Consider the following 20661-nt stretch of genomic DNA (forward strand, 5'->3'; position numbering starts at 1 on the left):
GGCACGCGCGCGCCCGGCCGGGGTAACATGACGGAGAGGCTGAGGACTGACGGCAAGTAATCGGGCCGATGGCACACCGTCACCGACGACGAGATCAATTTGAATGCGTCGTGTACGGTGAGAAAGCCGGAACGCCACCGCCGAGGTCCCCTGCCGCATCTCCAGAAAGCCCAGGCACGACGCGAGCCATGCAAGTGCTGCTGCTAGCCGACACCCACGTCCCGAACCGCGCCCGCGACCTGCCGGGCGAGGTCTGGTCCGCGGTGCAGGCCGCCGACCTCGTGATCCACGCGGGCGACTGGGTCGACGCCACGCTGCTCGACACCCTGGAGTCCCGCGCGGCGCGGCTGATCGGCGTTTACGGCAACAACGACGGCCCGGCCCTGCGCGCCCGCCTGCCCGAGGTGGCCGAGGCCGAGCTGGACGGCGTGCGCCTGGCGGTCGTGCACGAGACCGGCCCCGCGGCGGGCCGGGAGCAGCGGTGCGCCGCGCGGTACCCGGGCCGCGACCTGCTCGTCTTCGGCCACTCCCACATCCCCTGGGACACCGTGGCGCCCGGCGGGCTGCGGCTGCTCAACCCCGGCTCCCCGACCGACCGGCGGCGGCAGCCGCACTGCACGTACATGACGGCGACCCTGACCGGGGGTGAGGTGCGCGACGTGCTGCTACATCGGCTCCCGCGCGGGTAGCGTGGCGAGCGTGGACCACGTGGAGAGGATCAACGGCGTCAACGCGCTCGTCCTGGCCTCGGAGGGGCCCCGCTACGGCGCCGAGCGCGGGGCCGGCGACCTCGTCGGCGACGCCCTCGGCCACGGGGCCGAGCTGGTCGTGATGCCCGTGGGCCGGCTGGCCGACGACTTCTTCGTGCTGCGCACGGGGGTGGCGGGCGAGATCCTGCAGAAGCTGGTCAACTACCGGGTCCGGCTGGCCGTGATCGGGGACGTGCCCACGCACGTCGGGACGAGTGGGGCGCTGCGGGATCTGATCCGGGAGTCCAACCGGGGGCGGGACGCCTGGTTCCTGCCCGACCGGGCCGCGCTCGAAGCCAGGCTCGCGTAGCCGCACCCTGCCCACGCAGCCGCCCACCCGGCCGCGCAGCCGGGCTTCAGGCCCATGCAGCCGCGCCTCAGCCCGCCCGGTGGACGCCGTTCGCCGTCCGCGCGGGCAGCGACCCGCCACGCACGGCCCCGGTTTGCCGTTCGCCGGGCGCGTGGCCAGCCAGAAGCGCCGCAATCGCGCCAGAACAAATGCCCAAAGCGCACAAATCGTCGCAAAAGCCCAGAAAATTGGCCAAACCACGCGCACTGGTACCAAAGCCGCAATTCCCGCGCCAGCCGCGCCGTCAGTCGACCTTACCCAGCGGGGCCGGAACGACGCGCAGGCCCGCGACGGCGGTCAGACCGGCAGGCGCGTCAGGGTGAAGTAGCGTTTCATCCAGGGGATGAGCTGGCGGTACGCCACGATGGTGTCCGGCTGCGCGTTGTCGTGCGACAAAATGATCGACCCCTGCCGCACATGCCCCTTGATCTGCGCGACCACGCGATCGATGTGCGCCTGGTCGTTCTTGTCCGGCTTGTGGTTCCAGTCCTGCGGGTCCACGTCCCAGTAGATCGAGGACATGCCGAGCGCCTTCGCCTTCGCCACCAGCGCGGGCGTGAAGTTGCCCCCGGGCGCGCGGAAGTACCTGATCGGCGCGTCCGCCCCCACCGCGGCGTGGATCGCGTCGTTCGTCTTGCGCAGGTCCCAGTCGATGTACGACGGGTCGCGCTTGGCCAGGTCCGTCAGGTGCTGCCAGGAGTGGTTGCACAGCGTGTGCCCGTCGGCGTAGATCTGGCGCACCAGCTCGGGATGGTCGCGCACCCGGAAGCCGACCATGCAGAACGTCGCCTTCACGCCGTTGTCGCGCAGCACCTGCAGGATCGCGGGGGTGTTGACCGGGTCGGGGCCGTCGTCGAAGGTCAGCGCGACCTCGGTGCCGCCGGTCCGCGACGCGGACGAGGCCGGGCCGTGCCCGGTGCCGGGCGGGCGGACGACGAACCCGCCCTCGGCCGTCCGAGCCGTCCGGCTCGGCGCCGGCTTCGCGGTCGCCGGCGCGGGCGACGCCGCGGCCGAGGTCGGCACGACCGGCGGCTCCGGGGCGAGCGACAGCGCCGGCGACGCGCTGGCGGGCGAGCCCGGCTGCGCGGTGCGCGACGGCTCGGGCCGGCCGCACGCCACGGCCCCGACCAGCACTCCGAGCAGCACCGCCACGATCGCGGCCGGGAGGACGTATCGAGACTTCTGGTTGCCGGGCACCTGGTCACGCTAGCGGACCACGGACAGATCCCGCATCCCCCGCGTACCGTGAGGCGGTGACGGTGCCGGTCGGACTCCTGCCTCACCTGCGCCGTGCGCGCGACCACATCGACCGCGGCTACCGCGAGCCGCTGGACCTCGACGGGGTCGCGGCGGTCGCCGGCGTCTCGAAGTACCACTTCATCCGCTGCTTCGAGAGCACCTATGGCGAGACGCCGATGCGCTATCTCACCCGCCGGCGCATCGAGCGCGCCCAGGACCTGCTGCGCGGCGCGAACCTGACCGTGACCGAGGTCTGCATGGCGGTCGGGTTCACCAGCCTGGGCTCGTTCTCGGCGAAGTTCACGCGCCTGGTCGGGGAGAGCCCGACGGTGTACCGCGCGCGCTGGGCGAAGGCCGGCGCCCCCCACGTGCCCGGGTGCTGGCTGTTCATGGCGGGCGTGGTCCGCAATTTTCGAGAAGGCGACGCCGGTCACGATCGGTAGCGTCCCGGGCATGATTACGAACATCTCCCTCGTCACCGTCTACTGCCTCGACCAGGACCGCGCCCGCGACTTCTACGTCAACGTGCTCGGCTTCGAGGCGAGCATGGACGTCACCATGGGTGAGTTCCGCTGGTGCACCGTGAAGCACCCGGAGCACCCCGAGCCCGAGATCACCCTCATGGTGCCCGGCCCGCCGCTGGACGACGAGGCGGCCGCGTTCGTGCGCCGCCAGCTGGAGAAGGGCGGCATGGGCGGGCTCGGCCTGCGGGTCGACGACTGCCGCAAGACCGCGGCCGAGCTCAAGGCCAAGGGCGTCGAGTTCGTGCAGGAGCCGGAGGACCGCCCCTACGGTGTCGAGGCCGTCTTCCGCGACGACAGCGGGAACTGGCTGGTGATGGTGGAGCCGAAGATGTACGGCTAGGGTCGGACCCGATGAGGACCGTGCACACCGCCGACCTGACCGCGGGCGAGCGAGCCCAGTTGCGCACGCTGCTCGACGCCGCGTTCGGCGACGGGTTCGCCGACACCGACTGGGCGCACGCGCTCGGCGGCCTGCACGTGCTGGGCGAGGCGGGTGGCCGGATCGTCGCGCACGCCGCGGTCGTGCAGCGCTCGCTGCTGGTGGACGGGGTGCCGCTGCGGTGCGGGTACGTCGAGGCCGTCGCGGTGCACCCGGACCATCAGCGGCTCGGGTTCGCCGCGGCGGTGCTGGACGAGGCCGAGCGCATCGTGCGCGCCGCCTACGATCTCGGCGCCCTGTCCGCCTCGCAGCGCGCCGCCGGGCTGTATGTGCGGCGCGGCTGGCAGCGCTGGAGCGGTACGACGGCGGTGCTGACGCCCGAGGGGCTGGTGGCGACGCCGGACGACGACGACAGCACCTACGTCCTGCCCGTCGGCGGCCTCCCGGGCGGCGGCGTGCTGGCCTGTGACTGGCGGTCCGGAGATTGCTGGTGAGCGGATGTCGGATCGGGCCGGGCCCGTTCGAGCAGAGGGCATGACGACTGTTCCGGACGAGATCCGCGCCAACCGCATCACCCGCTCCCTGCTCGGCTACGGCGTGCTCGCCGGGCCGTGCTACATCGGGGTGAGCCTCGCCCAGGCCCTGACCCGCGACGGCTTCGACCTCACCCGGCACCCGTGGAGCCTGCTCAGCAACGGTTCCCTCGGCTGGCTGCAGATCGCGAACTTCGTCGTGACCGGCCTCATGGTGCTGGCGGCGGCGGCCGGCATCGCCCGGGCCGTGCCCCGCGGGCGCTGGGCGGGCCGGCTCGTCGGCGTGTTCGGCGCGAGCCTGGTGGCCGCCGGGGGCCTGCGGGCGGACCCGGCGCTGGGCTTCCCCGCCGGTACGCCGGACGGCCCGGGCACGGTCAGCTGGCACGGTGTCGCGCACCTCGTGGCGGGATCGATCGGCTTCCTGTCCGTGGTCGCGGCCGCCTGGGTGCTGGCCCGGCACCAGTCGCGGGGCCTGGCCCGCTACTCCCGCGTGTCCGGGACCGTGTTCCTGCTCGCGTTCGCCGGCATCGCCTCGGGCAACAGTGCCCCGGGCTTCACGCTCGGCTTCGTCGCCGGGGTCGCGGTCATCTTCGCGTGGCTCGCGGTCGTGTCGATCCGGCTGTACCGGATGCTGCCCGGCGAGTAGCGCCCGTTCACGGCCCGGTCGTGCGGAACGCGTGGACGGTCACGGCGACGGGCACGGTGCCGGGGCTGCGCGCCGGCCGGGCGGCCTCGTGCAGGGCGTCGCCGAGCTGCTGGATGCCGGTCCGGTACCGTTCCCAGGCCTCCGGCGCCACCCACAGCTCGCCGTCGGTGGTCACGCCCGGGTGCCGCGGGTCGCGCCGGCCGGCCCGTTCGCGCAGCCCGTGGGCGAGGGTCTCGGCCAGGAACGCGGTCCCCTCGCGCTGGTCGGACAGCGGCGACCCATGGACGGTGCGGTAGCGCCGCTCGTGCCCGCCCCGCAGGGTGCGCTCCTCGGCCAGCTCCACGAGCCCGGCGTTGGCGAGGCGGCGCAGGTGCTGGCTGGCCAGGGCGTGCGAGATCGCCAGCTCCCGGGCCAGCTCGGCGGCGGACAGCGGCCCCGGCCACATCAGGTTGAGCATCCGCAGCCGCAGCGGGTGCGCGAGCGCGCGCAGGACATCGTCGGCCATACCTCCAATTATATGCTTGGGGGTATGGGGTGGGCGACGGCTCGGGTCCTCGGTGACCGCAACGCGCGGCTGTACCTCGGCGGCGTGCTCGTCTCCGGCTTCGGCGACTCGGCGATGTCGCTGGCCGCGGGCGTGTGGGTGAAGACGACAACGGGCTCGGACGCCCTGGCCGGCGTCGTGAACGCGGGCCTGTGGCTGGCGCTGCTGCTCGGCCCGGTGCTGGGCGGGGTGGCGGACCGCGTGGACCGGCGGCGGCTGCTCGTCGCGGTGAACCTGGCGCTGGGCGCGGTGATGGCCGTGGTCGCCACCGGGCACGTCTGGCTGGTGTTCGCCGCCCTGACCCTGGTCGGGGCGGGGGCGGTGCTGATCGAGGCGGCCGAGGCCGCGCTGCTGCCGTCGGTGGTCCCGGCCGGGCTGCGCGGCGACTTCAACGGCCTGACCCGCACGGTGACGGAGGGCATGAAGCTGTTCGCCCCGGCGGCCGGGGCGGCCCTGTTCGCCTGGCTCGGCGGCCCGTCGGTGGCGCTGCTCAACGCCGCGACCTTCGTCGCCGCGGCCCTGGCCTTCGCCCGCCTGCGCCCCTCCCCCGGACCTGCGCAGGCACCCGTCGCCGCCGCACCGCCAAATCCCGCCGCACCGCCCAATCCCGCCACACCGCCCGATCCCGCCACACCGCCCGATCCCGCCGCACCGCCCGATCCCGCCGCACCGCCCGATCCCGCCGCACCGCCCGATCCCGCCGCACCGCCCAATCCCGGCGCACCGCCCGATCCCGCCCTGCCCGCCGTGACGGTCGATCGGGTGCGGGTGCTGCGCGAGCGGGAGCTGCGCGGCCTGATCCTGGCGGGCGCGGCCGCGATGGTGGCCTCGAGCCTGTCGAGCAGCGCCACGTACGCGCTGCTCGCCGCCCTCCACCGGCCGCCGGCCTTCGCGGGCGTGCTGACCCCGGCGCAGGGCCTCGGCTCGGTCGCGGGCGGCCTGCTCGCGGGCACGTTGATGCGCCGCGTGGGCGAGCGCGGCTACTCGGCGCTGGGCCTGGCCCTGTTCGCCGCGGGCGCCCTGCTGCGCGCGACGCCGTGGACGGGGGTGGTGCTCGCCGGCTGCGTGCTCGTGGGCCTCGGCCTGCCCGCCCCGCTGATCGCCGCGATCACCGCCGTCCAGCGGCTGGTGCCGGCGCACGCGCTGGGCCGGGCGGCGGCGACCGCGAACTCGGTCATGTTCGTGCCGACGGGCCCGGCGGTGCTGCTCGGCGGCGCGGCGGTCGCGATCCTGGACTACCGCGTGCAGACCGTGGCCGCCGCGGTCCTGGCCGCGGCGGCGGCCTTCACGGTCCGGGGCGCCCGCGCTGCGCCGTGACGCGGGACGCCGGGCGATCGCGGCGGCCGCCGGGGCGATGTCCCCGGCAGCGGCCTCACGGCCCGGGGCGCCCGCGCGGCGCCGTGACGCGGGACGCCGGTCGATCGCGGCGGCTGCCGGGGCGATGTCCCCGGCGGCCGCGGGCGGTCACGCGACCGAGGCGCGCAGCAGGAACCCGCCGCCGTCGCGGCGGCCGATGCTCAGCACGCACCCCGCGGCCTCGAGCCGTTCCCGCAGGCCGCCGAGTCCGTGGCCGCCGCGGCCCTCCTCCGGCTCGGGCTCGTCGAGGGGGCCCTGCGGGCCGCGGCCGTCGTCGCCGATCTCGACGGCGGTGCGGCCGAGGCGGATCCAGCAGTGCTTGGCGTCGCTGTGCCGCACGACGTTGGTGACGCCCTCGCGGACCACCCACGCGAACAGCTCCTGCCGCTGCGGGTCGACCGCCTCCCCGGTCACCGGCACGTCGGCCTCGATGCCGGCCGCGTCCAGGGCGCTGCGGGCCGAGGCGAGCTCCGTGGCCAGGGACATCTCGCGGTAGCCGGCGACGGCCGCCCGCACGTCCGCGAGGGCCTCCCGCACGAGCCGCTGGATGTCGGTGAGCTCGGCCTCGGCGCGCTCGGGGGCGAGCTGCACCAGGCGGGCCGCCAGCTCGCTCTTGACGGATACGACGGTGAGCGAGTGGCCGAGCAGGTCGTGCATGTCGCGGGCGAAGCGGTTGCGCTCGGCCGCGATCGCCAGGCGGGTGATCTCCTCGCGGGCCTCGGCGAGCTGGCCGTTGCGCTGCACGACGCGGGTCACGCCCCACACGGCCAGGGCCGCGACCATGACCGCGAAGACCAGGTCGATGGTGCCGTCCCAGCCGGGCACGATCCGCGGCAGGACCCCGGCGACCAGCGCCGAGCCGAACACGACGCTCCACGCGCCGCGGGGCGGGAACGCGAAGACGCCGGTCACGGCGATGTACACCAGCGACGTCAGCCCGGACTCGCCGACGAGCACGGTCAGGATCGCGGCGAGCACGACCATGGCGCCGACGCGCACGACGCCCTCGGCCGGCGCGGGCGGGTGGCCGGTGACCCGGTAGCGCCGGCGCACCGAGAAGAAGCCGCTGAGGTACACGGCGCAGAAGCCCAGGGCGGCGGCCAGGCTGACGGCCCGCTGCCAGATCTCGGGGCGGTGCCAGCCGTCGAGGATCGGGCCGATCATGTAGAACAGCCAGACCGCGGCCCAGAGCCAGAAGAACCTTCCGGCGCCGGGACCGCGGGCGGGCTGAGCGTTGGGCATGGCGAACACGGTAGCGAAGCCTAGGCGCGGGCGGTGTCCACGCGGAACCGGCGCAGGGCGATGACCGCCAGCACCAGGGTCCAGCCGAGGAGCACGACGACGGCCTGGGTGTCGACGTGGCCGCCGTCGAGCGGGCTGCGGGCGACCTGGCCGGTCCAGTACGACGGGGTGAGCTTCGCGATGTACCGCAGGAAGTCCGGCATCAGGCTCACCGGCACCCACAGGCCACCGAAGGCGGCGAGGGTCAGGTTGATGAGCGCGGAGACCTGCTGGACGCTGTCGGGCTTGGCGAGGTACCCGATGACGACCCCCAGCGCCGCGAACGGCAGCGACGAGAGCCAGGCGCCCGCGAAGCACAGCACCCACTCGGCCGCGGTGAGCCGCACGTGCAGGCCGGCGGCGCCGATCGCGAACGTCACGACGACGGGCGGGACGGCGACGAGCAGCGCCAGCAGCACCTTGTTGAGCACGTAGGCGCCGGGCGACAGCGGGGTCAGCCGCAGGGTGCGGTTCCAGCCGAGGCCGCGCTCCACGGCGATGGTGCCGCCGCTGGAGATGGCCGCGGTCATGGCGCCGAACAACGCCATGCTGACCATGACGTACTGCTTGGCGTCGGGATCGCCGCCGACGGACACGCCGCCGATGATGAGCACGAGCAGGGCCGGCATCAGGGTGGAGAAGATCACGACGCGCTTGTTGCGGAACAGGCGGATCGCTTCGAGGCGGAGGTAGGTGAGGTTCACGATGCGCTCCCGGCGACGGTCAGGGCGATGAAGGCGTCTTCGAGGTTGCGGCTGGTGACCTCGATGTCGTGGGCGGTGGTGGCGCCGAGCAGCGCGCGCAGGGCCGCGTCGGAGTCGTCGCAGTGCAGCAGGACCTGCTCGCCGCGGGTCTCGACCCGCTCGACGCCGGGCAGCCCGGCCAGGCCCGCGAGGTCGGCGCCGGGGATCGTGGCGCGGATGGTGCGCCCGGACACGGCCGCCTTGATCTGGGCCGAGGTGCCGTCGGCGACGATGCGCCCGGAGCGCAGCAGCACGATCCGGTCGGCGTAGTCGTCGGCCTCCTCGAGGTAGTGGGTGGCGAAGAGCACCGTGCGGCCCTGCGCGGTCTCCTCGCGCATCGAGGCCCAGAAGGCGCGGCGGGTCTCGACGTCCATGCCGGTCGTCGGCTCGTCGAGCACCAGCAGGTCGGGGTTGCAGACCAGGGCCATCGCGAAGCGGATGCGCTGCTGCTGGCCGCCGGAGAGCCCGCCGACGCGCTGGCGGGCGAAGTCGGCGACGCCGGCCCGCGCGATGACCTCGCCGACGTCGCGGGGGTTGCGCTGCAGGGCGGCGGCGAGGCGTACGGTCTCCTCGGCGGTCAGGTCCGGCAGCAGGCCGCCGGTCTGCATGAGCGCGCCGACGGCGCCGCGGGCGATGGCCCGGGCCGGGGACTCGCCGTAGAGGCGGACCTCGCCGGCGTCCGGGCGCAGCAGCCCGAGCAGCATGTCGATGGTGGTCGATTTGCCGGCCCCGTTCGGGCCGAGCAGCGCGACGACCTCGCCGCGGCGGATCGTCAGATCCAGGCCGTCGACGGCGGTGACCGGCCCGAACCGTTTGGTCAGGCCGGCCAGCTGGACTGCTTCGTTCGTCATGCCCTCAGCATGGCGGCGGATCGATCCCGGTGCGGCTGCATCGCGTCACCCGCAACCCCATGACATCTGTCATGCCGGGCCGGCGTCCGTCACGCCGGGCCGGTGTCCGTCACGCCGAGTCGCCGCGCCGCCGCCACCGGAAGAACAGCACCGCGACGAGGCCCACCACGACGACGACGGCCAGCACGACCCACGGCGTCGCGGAGCTGTCGGCCTCGTCGTTGGCGGCGTCGCCCGGGGTGGTGGCCGGGGCGGTGTCCGTGGTGACGGCCGGGGCCGCCGAGGGGGCCGCGGACGACGGGGCGGCCGAGGTGGCCGCGGTGCCCGGGGCCGCCGCGGCGAGCTTGAGCACCGGCGCCGGGTTGTCGGTGCCGGCCGCGTCGATCCAGCGGTCGACCTTGCCGTCGGTGTAGGTGACGAGGGTCTTGAACGCCAGCTCGGTGGCGTCGGCGGGGAGCTTGGCGATCTTCACCGCGTAGCCGGCGTCCTTCTTGACCGCCAGCGCCGGTCCGGTGACGGTGTACCCGTCGGCGTCCGCGGTCAGCCCCCAGCCGGACGGGCCGGAGACCCAGGTGACGTCGGCGGGCGCGATCCCGGCCGGGAGCGCGACCTTGACGGAGGCGATGCCGGCCTTGGAGCTTTCGGCCTCGGCGGTGAACGTGACGGTCACGTCCGCCGCGCCGGCCTGCGCCTTGTCGGCCTTGACCTCCACGTGGGCGGAGGCCGGCGCGGCGGTGAGCGCGAGCACGGCCACGCTCGCGGCCAGCACGACGGACACGGATCCCAGAACTCGACGTATCAGCACGCGACGATCCTCCCAGACGACGGTGGCCCGGGTAGTCGCCGCCCGGCCCGCGAAAGTTCCCGCGAAGCCCGGTGCTCTATCGTGCCGGCATGAGCCGGGCCGTCGATGTCCCCGAGGTCGTGCGGCGCAAGGCGGTCGCGGCCGGGGCGCGGGACTGGCTCGCGGGGCTGCCGGGGCTGCTCGCCGCGCTGGAGCGGGAGTGGGGGCTGCGGCTCGGGCCGGTGTACCAGGGCGGGACCGAGGCGCTCGTGGTCGCGGCCGACCTGGCGGACGGCACCGCCGCCGTGCTCAAGCTGCTCGTGCCGCGGCCCGGGGACCACGCGCGGCACGAGGCCACGGTGCTGCGGCTGGCCGGCGGCGACGGGTGCGCCCGGCTGCTGCGCGGCGACGAGGGCCGCGGGGCGCTGCTGATCGAGCGGCTCGGTCCGGCGTTGTCCGATCTGGCGGTACCGCTGCCGCGGCGCCTCGACATCCTGACCGAGGCCGCCGCGCGGGTGTGGCGCCCGGCGCCCGGCGCGGACCTGCCCACCGGGCGGTGGAAGGCGGGCTGGCTGGCCGCGTGCATCACCGCCGCCTGGGAGCGCACTGGCCGGCCGTGCCCGGAGCGGACGGTCGCGCACGCCCTGGCCTGCTGCGAGCGGCGCGGCGCGGCCCACGACGACGAGCGGGCGGTGCTCGTGCACGGCGACGTGCATCAGTGGAACGCGCTGCGGGCGCCCGGCGGCGGCTTCCGGCTCGTCGACCCGGACGGGCTGCTGGCCGACGCGGAGTACGACCTCGGCATCCTCATGCGGGAGGACCCGGAGGACCTGCTCACCGCCGCCGACCCCCGTGCCCGGGCGCGCCGGCTGGCCCGCCGCACCGGCCGGGACGAGGTCGCGATCTGGGAGTGGGGCAACGCCGAGCGCGTCTCGACCGGCCTGCTGCTGACGGAGATCGGCCTGCAGCCGGTCGCGAGGGACATGCTGGCCGCCGCGAACCGCATCGCCGCGGAATTCACCTGATGCAGCCCGTTCGATACGCACAACCGGTCCGCCGCAGGCCGGGGCCGTCCTCGTTCGGCGTACCCGGCAGTGCCCGCCCGGTCGCACACCGTGTGCGAGGCCGGGCGGGAGGGCTACCCCGTTCGATGGATGCGCGCGGTTTCCCGCTACCCGCAGTGATCGTCGAGCGCACGATGGCGGGGTCAGCATTCCCCACTCGTTCGGAGCCTCGACGTCGATGCCCGCGAACCGGATGCCGCGGCACCCGGCGCAGCGCACCCTGCGCCGGCACGCCGCTCATCACCTGGAAGCCGGCCCCGGCGATCGCGCCGAGGCGCCCGCACTGCTCGGCCCCGGCGGCGAGCGGGTCGATCCGGCCGCCCTGCTCGACCGCCGCGGCGAGCGCCTGTGGCTGCTCACCGCCCCCGGTCCGGCGGGTCCGCGGCCCCTGCCGTGGCTGCTGCGCGCGGCCTGGCGCCGGGCCGCCGCCGACCCGGCCGCCGCCCAGCGCCCCGTCTACGTCGACCTCGCGAAGGTCGCCGCCGACGGGCCGGTGACGGCCGACGTCGTGCTGGCCGCGATCACCGCCGCCGAGGCGACCGAGCACGGCTACCTGGTCCTGCTCGACGGTCTCGACGACGCGGGCGGGGCGGTCCGGGCCGCGGTCGCGGGGCTGATCGGGCCGCTGACGCGCGAGGCGCCGGCCTCGACGGTGGTCACCCTCTCCCACGCCGAGCCGGTCCCCGGTTTCCACACCCCGGCGGTCGTACTGCCCGTCGCCGCCGAGCCCGCCTCCGCCGGACGGGGCGGCTGGGACACCCTGGCCGACCGCCTGCGCAGCCAGCGCCCCTGGCCCGCGGCCCTGATGAGCGAGGCCGTCGCCGCCGCGAAGGCGGCCCCGGAGACGCTGCGCTGGCGGATCATCGACGACCTGTCGGCGCTGGCCGACCGCCGGCTGCTGTTCCGCGCGGCCCTGTCGGCGGGCGCGTGCGACGACGACGGCGTGCGCCGCGCGGCCCGGATCGAGATCGAGTCCCTGGCCGGCGCCCCGCCCGCCGCGCGCGACCCCCGCTGGCTGTCGCGCCTGCTCACCCTCCTGCCGCTGCTGGACGCGGGCGGCCAGTGCGACGAGCCCGGCCACGAGGCCCCGCCGGTGAGCGACGTGCTGCGCCGGCTGGCCGCGACCGGCGGCCCGGGCTCGGCCGCGCTCACCCTGCTGGCCCGCCGCGACCCGGCGGCGGCCGTCGCGGTGGCCGAGGACTCCGGCGACCCGCTCGACTTCGACGCGGTGGCCCGGGCCGCGGACGAGCCGCCCGTCCTGCACACGATCCTCGGCCGCTGCGAGCACCACCCGTCGTGGCCGACGGCGCTGGTCCACCGGGCCCAGCTCGACCGGGGCGTGGCCACCGCGCTGCTCGCCGGGCGCGACCACGACGGCAGCACCCAGGCCGGGCGGTGGCTCGCGTTCCGGATGACGAGCGGCACCGCGTACGGCCGCCTCCTCGACGACGTGCTGACCCGCCCGTGGTCCTGGCCGCCGCACACCGCGCCGCTGCTCATGACCCTGGCGCGGATCCGCCCGCCGGCCACGGCCGCCCCGATCGTGCTGGCCGCCCTGCCCGGCGCCGCGGCCGGCGCGGTCGTCACGGCCCTGGTGGTGCTCACCGCCGGCCGCCTCGCCGGGGAGCACGCTGGCCCCCTGACCGCGACGGCCGCGATCGTGGCCGGTCTCGCGGCGGCGGGCCTGCTCCTGGGCCGGCGTCTGCGCCGCTGGCACACGATGCTGCCGGGCGCGGGCGAGGCCCCGGCCCCGGTGCGCCGCGAGCACGTCCTGGCCGGCGTGCTGAACCTGGCCGGACGCCGGCTGGCGCCGCTGCTGCCGGGGGTGTATACGCTGCACGACCCGCTGCGCCGGGCCTGCATCCGGGCCGGGGTGCCGGAGGTGGAGATCGCGCACCTGCTCGGTGCCCTCGCCGCCCGCCGGGCGCTGCTGGCCGACACGGCCCCGCCCGCGGTGCCGGAGCAGGTCCCGCACCGCGCCGAGCAGCGCGAACGCCAGAACTGACCGTGTCCGGCGCCACACGCGGCCCACAGTTAGAGCGTTGACAGTTAGAACTCTAACTTTTAGAGTTCTCACCATGGACGCACCGAGGCTCACCACCACGCTCGACCTGCTGCGCTGGATCGGCTGGGCGCAGCAGAAGGCCGGCGAGGAGTGGATCCGCGAGCGCGAGCTCAGCTTCTCCCAGGCCTTCGCCCTCGGGTACCTCGTGCAGAACCCCGGGGCGATCCAGCGCGACCTGCAGCAGATGACGCGCACGAGCGCGGCGAGCGTGTCGAGCCTGCTGCAGGGGCTGCAGCGCCGCGGGCTCGTCGAGCGCCGGACCGAGGGCGGCGACGAGCGCAGCAAGCGCGTCTACGCCACGCCGGCCGGCGCCGAGCTCATCGCCGGCTTCGACGCCGCGATGGCGGCCACCGAGGAGACCATCCTCGCCCCGCTGGACCAGGCCGAGCGCGACGCCCTGCACGCCCTCCTGACCAAGATCACCTCGGTCCTGCCGCGGCCCTCGCGCGACTAGGCCCCCCGTCCTCCCATCACGCGCCGGCCCACCGGGGTCGCCGCGCGATCACGCCTGCCCTGGAACGGAGCCGTCATGACCACCACCACCCCCGACACTCCCGTGGCGGCCGACGCCGCAGGGACCAACCGCTGGTACCTCTCCGCCGCCCCCATCGCCCGCGCCCTCGCCCACCTCTGCGTGCCGATGGCCGCCGCGATGATCGTCAGCGCCGTCTACAACGTCATCAACGCCGGGTTCATCGGCTCCCTGCACGACACCGCCCTGCTCGCCGCGGTCACCCTCGGCTCCCCGCTGCTCGGCCTGGTCATGGCGGTCGGCGGCGTGTTCGGTGTCGGCGGCGGCGCGCTGATGTCGCGGCTGCTCGGCGCGGCCGAGCACGACCCCGCGCAGGCCGCCGGGATCCGGCGCGTCTCGTCGTTCGCCGTGTGGGGCTCCGCGATCGCCGGCGCCGTCCTCGGCGGCCTCGGGCTGCTCCTGCTGCACCCGCTCGTCGCGCTGCTCGGCGCCGACGCGGCGGCGGCCGCGGCGACCCGGGACTTCGTCGCCGTCCTGCTCGCCTTCGTGCCCGTCCTCGCCGTCGCGTTCTGCCTCGAGCAGCTCGTGCGGGCCGAGGGCGCCGCCCGCACGGCCATGGCCGGCCTCATCGTCTCGACCGCCGGCAACCTCGTCTTCGACGTGCTGTTCATCCTCGTGCTGCACTGGGGCGTCGCCGGCGCGGCGCTCGCGACCGGACTCGCGAACCTCGTCACCGTCGCCTACTTCGCGGTCTGGCTGCACCGCCACAGCGAGCACGTGAGCCTCGCCCCGCGCTGGTTCACCCTCTCCCCGGCGGTCCTCAAGCCCGTCTTCGGCGTCGGCGTCGGCGAGCTGCTGCAGTCCGCCTTCCTCATCGTCACGAGCCTGGTGCTCAACCGCCTCGCGGTCGCCTACGGCGACGGCCCGCTCGCGGCCATGGGCGTCGCGGTGCGCATCGCCCAGGTGCCGGAGTTCCTCGTCATGGGGGTCACGATCGGCGTGCTGCCGCTGCTGGCCTACGCCTACGGCAAGGGCGACCGCGACCGCCTCAACGCCGCCCTGCGCGGCGCCGCGATCACCGTCGGCGTCGTGGCGCTGGTCTTCTCCGCCGCCGCGTTCGCCTGCCGCGAGCAGCTCTTCACCGCCTTCGTGGCCGACCGCTCGGTGCTGCGCATCGGCGTCACGATCCTCCTGGCCCAGCTCGTCGCGATGATCGTCAACGGCTTCCGCGGCCTCATCACCTCGCTGTTCCAGGCGACCGGCCGCGCGCTCCCCGCGATCGTCATGTCGAGCGCCCAGGGCGTGCTGTTCATCCCGATCGTGCTGCTGGGCGACCTGTGGTTCGGGCTGCCGGGCATCATCTGGGCCCTCACCGTCACCGAGATCATCGTCTTCCTGACCGGCGGGGTGCTCTGGCTGGCGTCGCGCCGCGGGATCGACCGGGGCCTGGCGCAGGGCAGCCCGCAGCGGGCCGAGGCGGCCCTGGAGCAGGCCGAGGCCTGACGCCCCCGTCAACATAGGTTGACGCGAGCCGGGGCGTCAAGTTAGGTTGACAACCATGTCGCCTCAGCCTGACACATCCGTCCCCGACGTGGTCGTCGTCGGCGCCGGGCCGACGGGCCTGATGCTCGCCGGAGACCTCGCCGCCGCGGGTGTCCACGCGGTCGTGCTCGACCGCAATGCCGAGCCGGTCCGGATCCCGAAGGGCAACGGCGTCGTCGGCCGGGCCGTGCTGGAGCTGCGCCGGCGCGGGCTCCTGCGGGGCACCGGGCTGCGGGTGGTGCGGCCACCGCGGTTCCGCTTCGGCCCGTTCACCCTCCGGCTCGGCCTGCTGCGCGGCCCGCTCCACGTGCTCCCGGTGCCGCAGCACCGGCTGGAGGGCCTGCTGGAGGAGCGGGCCGTGCGCCTCGGCGCCACGCTCCGGCGCGGGCACGAGGTCACCGGCTTCGAGCAGGACGGCGACGGCGTGACCGTCCGGGCCGCCGCCGACGGCTCGCCCGCCGAGCTGCGCGCGCGGTACCTCGTGGGCTGCGACGGCGCACGCAGCCTCGTGCGCAAGCGCCTCGGCATCGGCTTCCCCGGCGTCACGAGCCCCGACATCTCCCGGCTGGCCCGCGTCACCATCCCCGCGGGCGCGGTGACCCGGGCCGGCGACCACCTCGAGCTGCGCGGCGTCGGCCGGCTCGCGCCCTTCCGGCCCAACCGGACCGAGCACGGCTCGATCACCATCGCCCCCGCCGACGCGCTCGACCGCTCCGCCCCGCACGACCTGTACATCGTCAGCACGCACGAGCCGCGCGGCGACAGCGACCCGACGGACGAGCTCGGCGACGAGGAGCTGCGGGCGAGCCTCCGCCGCGTGCTGGGGGCCGAGCTGCCGTACACGACGGCCTTCGCCGCGCGGAGCGTTGTGGCGAACAGCCGGCACGCGCAGCGCTACCGCGAGGGCCGCGTCCTGCTCGCCGGCGACGCCGCGCACATCTTCAGCGCCGGCGGCTCGGCCATCAACGCCGGCCTGCTCGACGCCGTCGCGCTGGGCCGGGCCCTCGCCACGGTGCTGCGCGGGGCGGCGCCGCAGGCCGCGCTCGACGCCTACGCGTCGCAGCGGCACGCGGCCGCGCGGCGGACGCTCGCGCTGACGCGCCTGCAGGTCGCGCTCGAGGCGGGCGACGAGACCGGCGAGGCGCTGCGCGAGGTGCTCGGCGAGCTGCTGCACGACCGCGCCACCGCCCGCCGGATCGCGACGCTCATCGAGGGCTGACCAGGACCCGTAGCGGCTCAGGGACCTGGTGGCATACGTTCGAGGCACGGCACTGGACATCGCCATCCCGGGTCCGGGCCGCCCGGGTCACGCCGCGGCGGGGGTGCGGCGGTCCTGGACGAACGACAGGACCCGCGCGCCGGCGTTGCGCGCGGCCAGGCCGAGCCGGGTCTTCGGGACCACCAGCGCCGCCGCCCGCCCCGCGCCGCGGATCTTCGCGTCCGTGCGCGCCCGGTGCTCGGCCTCGTAGCGGCGCAGGCCGGAAGCGAGGTCGTCGCCGGCGCCGGCGAGCGCCGCGGCGAGCGTGTGGGCGCCGGCCATGGCCAGGCTCGAGCCGTCGCCGAAGAGGGAGACGCAGGACGCGGCGTCCCCGGTCAGCGTGATGCGCCCCCGCGTCCAGGCCGGCAGGTGCACACGGCTGACGCTGTCGAAGTACACGTCGGCGCCCGGAAGCTTCGCGAGCAGCTCCGGCACACGCCAGCCGGCGCCCGCGTAGGCCTCAGCCACGATCCGGCGGTGCTCGGCGGTGTCGCGGTGGTCGAGGCCGGGGCGGGCCGGGCCGCGGAAGATGCAGGCGACCAGGGCCTCGCCCCGGGACGGGTGGATCGACACGACGCGGCCCGGCTCGTTGTAGAGCAGCACGTGCCTCGGGTCGTCGGCGGGCTCGCCCAGGGGCAGGGTCGCGACCCACACGCCGAGGTGGCGGACCAGCTCCGGGTCGGGGCCGAAGGCCAGCCGCCGCACCGCCGAGTGCAGGCCGTCGGCGCCGATCACCAGGTCGAAGCGTTCGGGGGCGCCGCGGTCGAAGGTCACGTCCACGCCCGTGGCGCCGGGCTCCAGGGCCGCGATCGCGTCGTCGAAGCGGAAGTCCGCGTGGTCGCGCGCCGCCTCGTAGAGGGTCGCGGCCAGGTCGGCGCGCGGGATCTCCACGGCGCCGTCCTCGGTCTGCATGGGCAGGCGGGCGATGGTGCGCCCGGCGGCGTCGACGACGCGCATGCCGTCGGCGTGGGTGGCGCGCTCGCGCAGGGCCGCCAGCACGCCCATCTCGCGGGCGACGGGCAGGGCCGGGCCGCGCACGTCGACGGGGTTGCCGCTGGAGCGCAGGCCGCTCGACCGCTCGACGACAGTGACCCGCAGGCCGTGCCGGGCGAGCCAGTAGGCGGCGGTGGTGCCGGCCACGCCGGCGCCGGAGACGAGAACCGAAGGCGTCATGCGAACGACAATATCCGCACTCAGTGCAAGTTTGCAATGAGTGCCAACTAACATTCGGTGCGATATGATCGTCCGCATGTCGTTGCGGGAGCTGAAGCGGGCCCGGACCCGGCAGGCGCTGGTGACCGCCGCCGCGGACCTGTTCGAGCGCCACGGTTACGAGCAGACGACCATCGCCGACATCGCGGCCGCGGCCGAGGTCGGCACGCGCACCTTCTTCGGGTACTTCGCGACCAAGGAGGACCTGCTCTTCCCCGAGACCGACGGCCGGCTGCGGGCCGCGATCGACGCGATCGCCGCGCGCGGGCCGCACGACACGCCCGCGCAGGTGCTGCTGCGCGCCCTGTCGATCGTCGGCGAGGACAGCGACGACCTCTCCGGGCGCCTGGCGGCCCTGCGGCTGCGGTTCATCGCCGAGGTCCCCTCGGTGCGCGGCCGGGCCCTGCAGACCCAGTCCGACGTGCAGCAGGAGATCGCGCGCCGGCTCGCCGAGGCGTTCCCCGACGAGCTGGACGCGGTCACCTCCGCGGCCCTCGTCGGCGCCTTCGTCGGGGCCGTCACCGGCGCGCTGCAGGTCCTGCTGCGCGACCGGGCGCGGGACCCGAAGAGCGTCCAGGAGGCGGTCGAGCAGGCCACCGCCGTCGCGCTGCGTCCCTGGGTCGGACACGATGTGCGACCGGGAGGGGCCCCCGGCGTGTAACCCTGCGCTGATGGGAGGCGACCACGGACTCAGGGCCGGCTCAGCCGGCGAACGGCTGATGCAGGAGCGGGCGGGCACGGTGGAGCGGGCCGAACGCTTCTACCGCCAGCAGGTGCTGCCCGCGCTCAACGAACGGATGGTGGAGTTCGTCGGGCGGCAGGAGATGATGTTCGTCTCCACCGCCGACGCGCTCGGGCAGTGCGACTGCACGTTGCGAGCCGGGCCCGCCGGCTTCGTGAGCGTGCTCGCGCCGGGGCGGCTGGCGTGGCCGGAGTACCGCGGCAACGGCGTCATGGCCAGCGTCGGCAACCTCGTCGAGAACCCGAACGTCGGGCTGCTCTTCGTGGACTTCTTCCAGGACGTGATCGGCCTGCACGTCAACGGGCACGCGAGCGTGGTCCCCGACGGCGAGATGCGCCGGGACCACCCGCAGCTGCCCGTCGACCAGGTCCCGGGGCGGCGGCCCGAGCGCTGGGTGAACGTGTTCGTCGAGGAGGCGTACATCCACTGCGCCAAGCACATCCCCCGGCTGCGCAAGGTCGGCGCCGAGGAGCGCGCGTGGGGCAGCGACGACGTGCGGCGCAAGGGCGGGGACTTCTTCGGCGCGGCGGCCGCGATGTTGGGTACGGTGGGGCGATGAGCAGCTTCTTCGACAAGGTCAAGGACCTCGCCGACCAGCACGACGAGAAGGTCGACCAGGCGCTGGACAAGATCGGTGACGTCGTCGACGACAAGACCGGCAACAGGTACAGCGACCACATCGACAAGGGCGTCGACTTCGCCCAGGAGCACACGGGCCAGGGCAACACCACCGAGCAGCACTGACCTTCCCCCGCCGCGAGGGCCTCGGCAGCGCGCCGAGGCCCGAGCACCGACAGCCGGGCCGAGCGCCAGGCCCGAGCGCCGAGACCCGAGCGCCGAGGCCCGAGCATTGACAGCGGAGGCCCGAGGCCCGAGCGCCGAGACCCGGCGGGGCGTCCGGCTCAGCGGCGGGGCAGCAGCCGCACCAGCGCCGCCAGCGCCAGCTCGAGAACCACCAGCGCGACCATGCTCGCGCGGAAGCCGTCGGTGATCGTGGCGGCGCGGTAGAACACGATCCCGATCAGCGCCACCCCGACCGCGTTGCCGGTCTGGTTGACGGTGCTGAGCACGCCCGCCGCCGAGCCGGTGTGTTCCGCCGGCACGGCCGACAGCGCGAGCGTCGTCAGCGGCGCGAGGGCGAGCCCCATCCCGAGCCCCTCCAGCGCCAGCCCCGGCAGCAGCCACCCGAGCCCGGCCCCGGCCGCGAGCGCCATCGCGCCCAGCCCGGCCGCCATCACCAGCGCGCCCACCGCCACCGCCGCCCGGCCCAGCCGCGCCGCGACCCGGTGCGCGTTGAGGGACGTGAGCAGGTATCCGGCGCCGACCGCCATGAACACCGTGCCGGACGCCAGCGCCGACAGGCCGCGCCCCGACTGCAGGTACAGGGCCAGCACCAGGAAGAACGAGGCCTGCCCCATCCAGAACGCCTGCACCGCGACGAGCCCGGCGCCGAAGGAGCGGCCGCGCAGCAGCCGCGGGTCGACGAGGGGCTGCACCCGGGAGCGCTGCGAGCGCAGGAACACCGCGAACAGCACGGCCGCGAGGGCCAGGCTCGCCCACGTCCACGCCGGCCAGCCGCGCGGCGGCCCCTGGATGAGCGGCAGGACCAGCGCCACCAGCGCCGCCGTCACCAGCGCGGCCCCGGCCAGGTCGAGCCGGGTGCCGCGGCCGCGCGACTCCGGCACCGGGCGCAGCAGCCCCAGCGCGACGAGCCCGACCGGCAGGTTGATCAGGAAGCACGCCCGCCAGCCCAGGCCGAACAGGTCCGCCCGGATGAGCAGGCCCCCGACGACCTGGCCGAACACGGCCCCCAGGCCGAGGGTGAGGGCGTAGCGGGCGAAGGCCCGCGGCTGGGCCGGCGCCGGGACCGCGGTGCGCAGGATCGCCAGGGTCTGCGGCATGAGCAGCGCCGCGCCCGCGCCCTGCAGCACCCGCCCGGCGACCAGCGCCCCGGCCACCGGCGCCAGCCCGCACAGCACCGACGCGGCGGTGAACACGACCAGGCCCACGGCCAGCATCCGGCGCCGGCCGAAGAGGTCGCCGAGCCGGCCGCCGGTGATCAGCCCGGCCGCGAGGGCCAGCCCGAACCCGGCCACCACCCACTGCAGGGCGGCGGGACCGGCCCGCAGGTCGTGCTGGATCGCCGGCATCGCCACGTTGACGATGAAGAAGTCCAGCGCGGTCAGGAACGTCACGGTGAGCAGGGCGGGGAGCACCGCGGGCGGCCGGTGGCCGATCGCCGGTGCGGTCACGGTCGTGGTCATGCCGCCGACGCTAGGGACTCGCGCGCCCGGCGGAATCGGCATCGCTTAGGTACCGGGTACCGGC

General features: G+C 75.3%; 23 protein-coding genes. 15 read left to right on the forward strand and 8 right to left on the reverse strand.

What is annotated here, in order from left to right; all coding sequences use genetic code 11:
* Positions 1-188: 188 nt before the first annotated feature.
* Positions 189-689, forward strand: a complete 501-nt coding sequence (locus tag ACQP1P_RS30060; protein ID WP_433075812.1) for a metallophosphoesterase family protein — start codon at positions 189-191, stop codon at positions 687-689.
* A gap of 10 nt (positions 690-699) precedes the next feature.
* Positions 700-1059: a DUF4180 domain-containing protein gene (locus ACQP1P_RS30065; protein WP_433075814.1), complete on the forward strand. Its 360-nt coding sequence runs from the start codon at positions 700-702 to the stop codon at positions 1057-1059.
* A gap of 336 nt (positions 1060-1395) precedes the next feature.
* Here the strand turns inward: ACQP1P_RS30065 and ACQP1P_RS30070 are convergent, their stop codons facing one another.
* Positions 1396-2295: a polysaccharide deacetylase family protein gene (locus ACQP1P_RS30070; RefSeq protein WP_433075816.1), complete on the reverse strand. Its 900-nt coding sequence runs from the start codon at positions 2293-2295 to the stop codon at positions 1396-1398.
* Between the two features lie 56 nt (positions 2296-2351).
* On the opposite strand from ACQP1P_RS30070, the gene ACQP1P_RS30075 reads away from it, so the two are divergent.
* Genes ACQP1P_RS30075 through ACQP1P_RS30090 form a run of 4 tightly spaced genes read left to right on the forward strand, consistent with a single transcriptional unit; the run spans position 2352 to position 4419 of the window.
* Positions 2352-2780: a helix-turn-helix transcriptional regulator gene (locus tag ACQP1P_RS30075; protein ID WP_433075818.1), complete on the forward strand. Its 429-nt coding sequence runs from the start codon at positions 2352-2354 to the stop codon at positions 2778-2780.
* Positions 2781-2790: 10 nt separating this feature from the next.
* The gene (locus tag ACQP1P_RS30080) at positions 2791-3201 is read left to right on the forward strand and encodes a VOC family protein (protein ID WP_433075820.1); all 411 of its coding nucleotides are present in this window, start codon (positions 2791-2793) and stop codon (positions 3199-3201) included.
* Positions 3202-3212: 11 nt separating this feature from the next.
* Positions 3213-3734 (forward strand): GNAT family N-acetyltransferase, encoded by a 522-nt coding sequence (locus ACQP1P_RS30085; RefSeq protein ID WP_433075822.1) that lies wholly within the window; start codon positions 3213-3215, stop codon positions 3732-3734.
* A 40-nt stretch (positions 3735-3774) separates the two neighbouring features.
* The gene (locus tag ACQP1P_RS30090) at positions 3775-4419 is read left to right on the forward strand and encodes a DUF998 domain-containing protein (RefSeq protein WP_433075824.1); all 645 of its coding nucleotides are present in this window, start codon (positions 3775-3777) and stop codon (positions 4417-4419) included.
* Between the two features lie 7 nt (positions 4420-4426).
* On the opposite strand, the gene ACQP1P_RS30095 is transcribed toward ACQP1P_RS30090, so the two are convergent.
* Complete coding sequence (locus ACQP1P_RS30095) at positions 4427-4924, reverse strand: ArsR/SmtB family transcription factor (protein ID WP_433075826.1); 498 nt, start codon at positions 4922-4924, stop codon at positions 4427-4429.
* Between the two features lie 24 nt (positions 4925-4948).
* Here ACQP1P_RS30095 and ACQP1P_RS30100 point away from each other — a divergent pair, with 24 nt between their 5' ends.
* On the forward strand, positions 4949-6280 hold the full coding sequence (locus ACQP1P_RS30100; RefSeq protein WP_433075828.1) for an MFS transporter: 1332 nt from the start codon (positions 4949-4951) through the stop codon (positions 6278-6280).
* Between the two features lie 147 nt (positions 6281-6427).
* Here ACQP1P_RS30100 and ACQP1P_RS30105 read toward each other — a convergent pair whose 3' ends face one another.
* The 4 genes from ACQP1P_RS30105 to ACQP1P_RS30120 all read right to left on the reverse strand — a co-directional run bounded on the left by ACQP1P_RS30105 (position 6428) and on the right by ACQP1P_RS30120 (position 9972).
* Positions 6428-7561, reverse strand: a complete 1134-nt coding sequence (locus ACQP1P_RS30105) for a sensor histidine kinase (RefSeq protein ID WP_433075830.1) — start codon at positions 7559-7561, stop codon at positions 6428-6430.
* A gap of 20 nt (positions 7562-7581) precedes the next feature.
* Positions 7582-8304: an ABC transporter permease gene (locus ACQP1P_RS30110; RefSeq protein ID WP_433075832.1), complete on the reverse strand. Its 723-nt coding sequence runs from the start codon at positions 8302-8304 to the stop codon at positions 7582-7584.
* A complete protein-coding gene (locus ACQP1P_RS30115; protein ID WP_433075834.1) occupies positions 8301-9194 on the reverse strand; it encodes an ABC transporter ATP-binding protein in 894 nt (297 codons plus the stop codon). The genes ACQP1P_RS30110 and ACQP1P_RS30115 overlap by 4 nt, the downstream gene beginning before the upstream one ends.
* A 109-nt stretch (positions 9195-9303) precedes the next feature.
* Positions 9304-9972 (reverse strand): DUF1775 domain-containing protein, encoded by a 669-nt coding sequence (locus tag ACQP1P_RS30120; protein WP_433075836.1) that lies wholly within the window; start codon positions 9970-9972, stop codon positions 9304-9306.
* 116 nt (positions 9973-10088) lie between these two features.
* Here ACQP1P_RS30120 and ACQP1P_RS30125 point away from each other — a divergent pair, with 116 nt between their 5' ends.
* From ACQP1P_RS30125 to ACQP1P_RS30145, 5 genes are all read left to right on the forward strand, one after another.
* On the forward strand, positions 10089-11003 hold the full coding sequence (locus tag ACQP1P_RS30125) for an aminoglycoside phosphotransferase family protein (protein ID WP_433075838.1): 915 nt from the start codon (positions 10089-10091) through the stop codon (positions 11001-11003).
* A 217-nt stretch (positions 11004-11220) separates the two neighbouring features.
* Entirely contained in the window at positions 11221-13047 is a 1827-nt protein-coding gene (locus ACQP1P_RS30130) for a hypothetical protein (RefSeq protein ID WP_433075840.1), read from the forward strand.
* A 73-nt stretch (positions 13048-13120) separates the two neighbouring features.
* Positions 13121-13561: a MarR family winged helix-turn-helix transcriptional regulator gene (locus ACQP1P_RS30135; protein ID WP_433075842.1), complete on the forward strand. Its 441-nt coding sequence runs from the start codon at positions 13121-13123 to the stop codon at positions 13559-13561.
* Between the two features lie 75 nt (positions 13562-13636).
* Positions 13637-15082 carry an MATE family efflux transporter gene (locus ACQP1P_RS30140; protein ID WP_433075844.1) on the forward strand — a complete coding sequence of 482 codons (1446 nt, stop codon included), beginning with the start codon at positions 13637-13639 and terminating at the stop codon, positions 15080-15082.
* A gap of 55 nt (positions 15083-15137) precedes the next feature.
* Complete coding sequence (locus tag ACQP1P_RS30145) at positions 15138-16340, forward strand: FAD-dependent monooxygenase (RefSeq protein WP_433075846.1); 1203 nt, start codon at positions 15138-15140, stop codon at positions 16338-16340.
* Between the two features lie 87 nt (positions 16341-16427).
* On the opposite strand, the gene ACQP1P_RS30150 is transcribed toward ACQP1P_RS30145, so the two are convergent.
* Positions 16428-17552, reverse strand: coding sequence for an FAD-dependent oxidoreductase (locus tag ACQP1P_RS30150; protein WP_433075847.1), 1125 nt, complete (start codon positions 17550-17552; stop codon positions 16428-16430).
* Between the two features lie 76 nt (positions 17553-17628).
* Between ACQP1P_RS30150 and ACQP1P_RS30155 the strand changes: the two genes are divergently transcribed.
* The 3 genes from ACQP1P_RS30155 to ACQP1P_RS30165 are packed head-to-tail and all read left to right on the forward strand — an operon-like array spanning position 17629 to position 19077.
* A complete protein-coding gene (locus ACQP1P_RS30155) occupies positions 17629-18252 on the forward strand; it encodes a TetR/AcrR family transcriptional regulator (protein ID WP_433075849.1) in 624 nt (207 codons plus the stop codon).
* 58 nt (positions 18253-18310) lie between these two features.
* On the forward strand, positions 18311-18892 hold the full coding sequence (locus ACQP1P_RS30160) for a pyridoxamine 5'-phosphate oxidase family protein (RefSeq protein ID WP_433075851.1): 582 nt from the start codon (positions 18311-18313) through the stop codon (positions 18890-18892).
* The gene (locus tag ACQP1P_RS30165) at positions 18889-19077 is read left to right on the forward strand and encodes an antitoxin (RefSeq protein ID WP_433075853.1); all 189 of its coding nucleotides are present in this window, start codon (positions 18889-18891) and stop codon (positions 19075-19077) included. Before ACQP1P_RS30160 ends, ACQP1P_RS30165 begins: the two co-directional genes overlap by 4 nt.
* Before the next feature lie 158 nt (positions 19078-19235).
* On the opposite strand, the gene ACQP1P_RS30170 is transcribed toward ACQP1P_RS30165, so the two are convergent.
* The gene (locus ACQP1P_RS30170; RefSeq protein WP_433075855.1) at positions 19236-20597 is read right to left on the reverse strand and encodes an MFS transporter; all 1362 of its coding nucleotides are present in this window, start codon (positions 20595-20597) and stop codon (positions 19236-19238) included.
* Positions 20598-20661 lie beyond the last annotated feature (64 nt).

Source organism: Dactylosporangium sp. CA-052675 (assembly GCF_050947935.1).
Lineage (GTDB): Bacteria > Actinomycetota > Actinomycetes > Mycobacteriales > Micromonosporaceae > Dactylosporangium.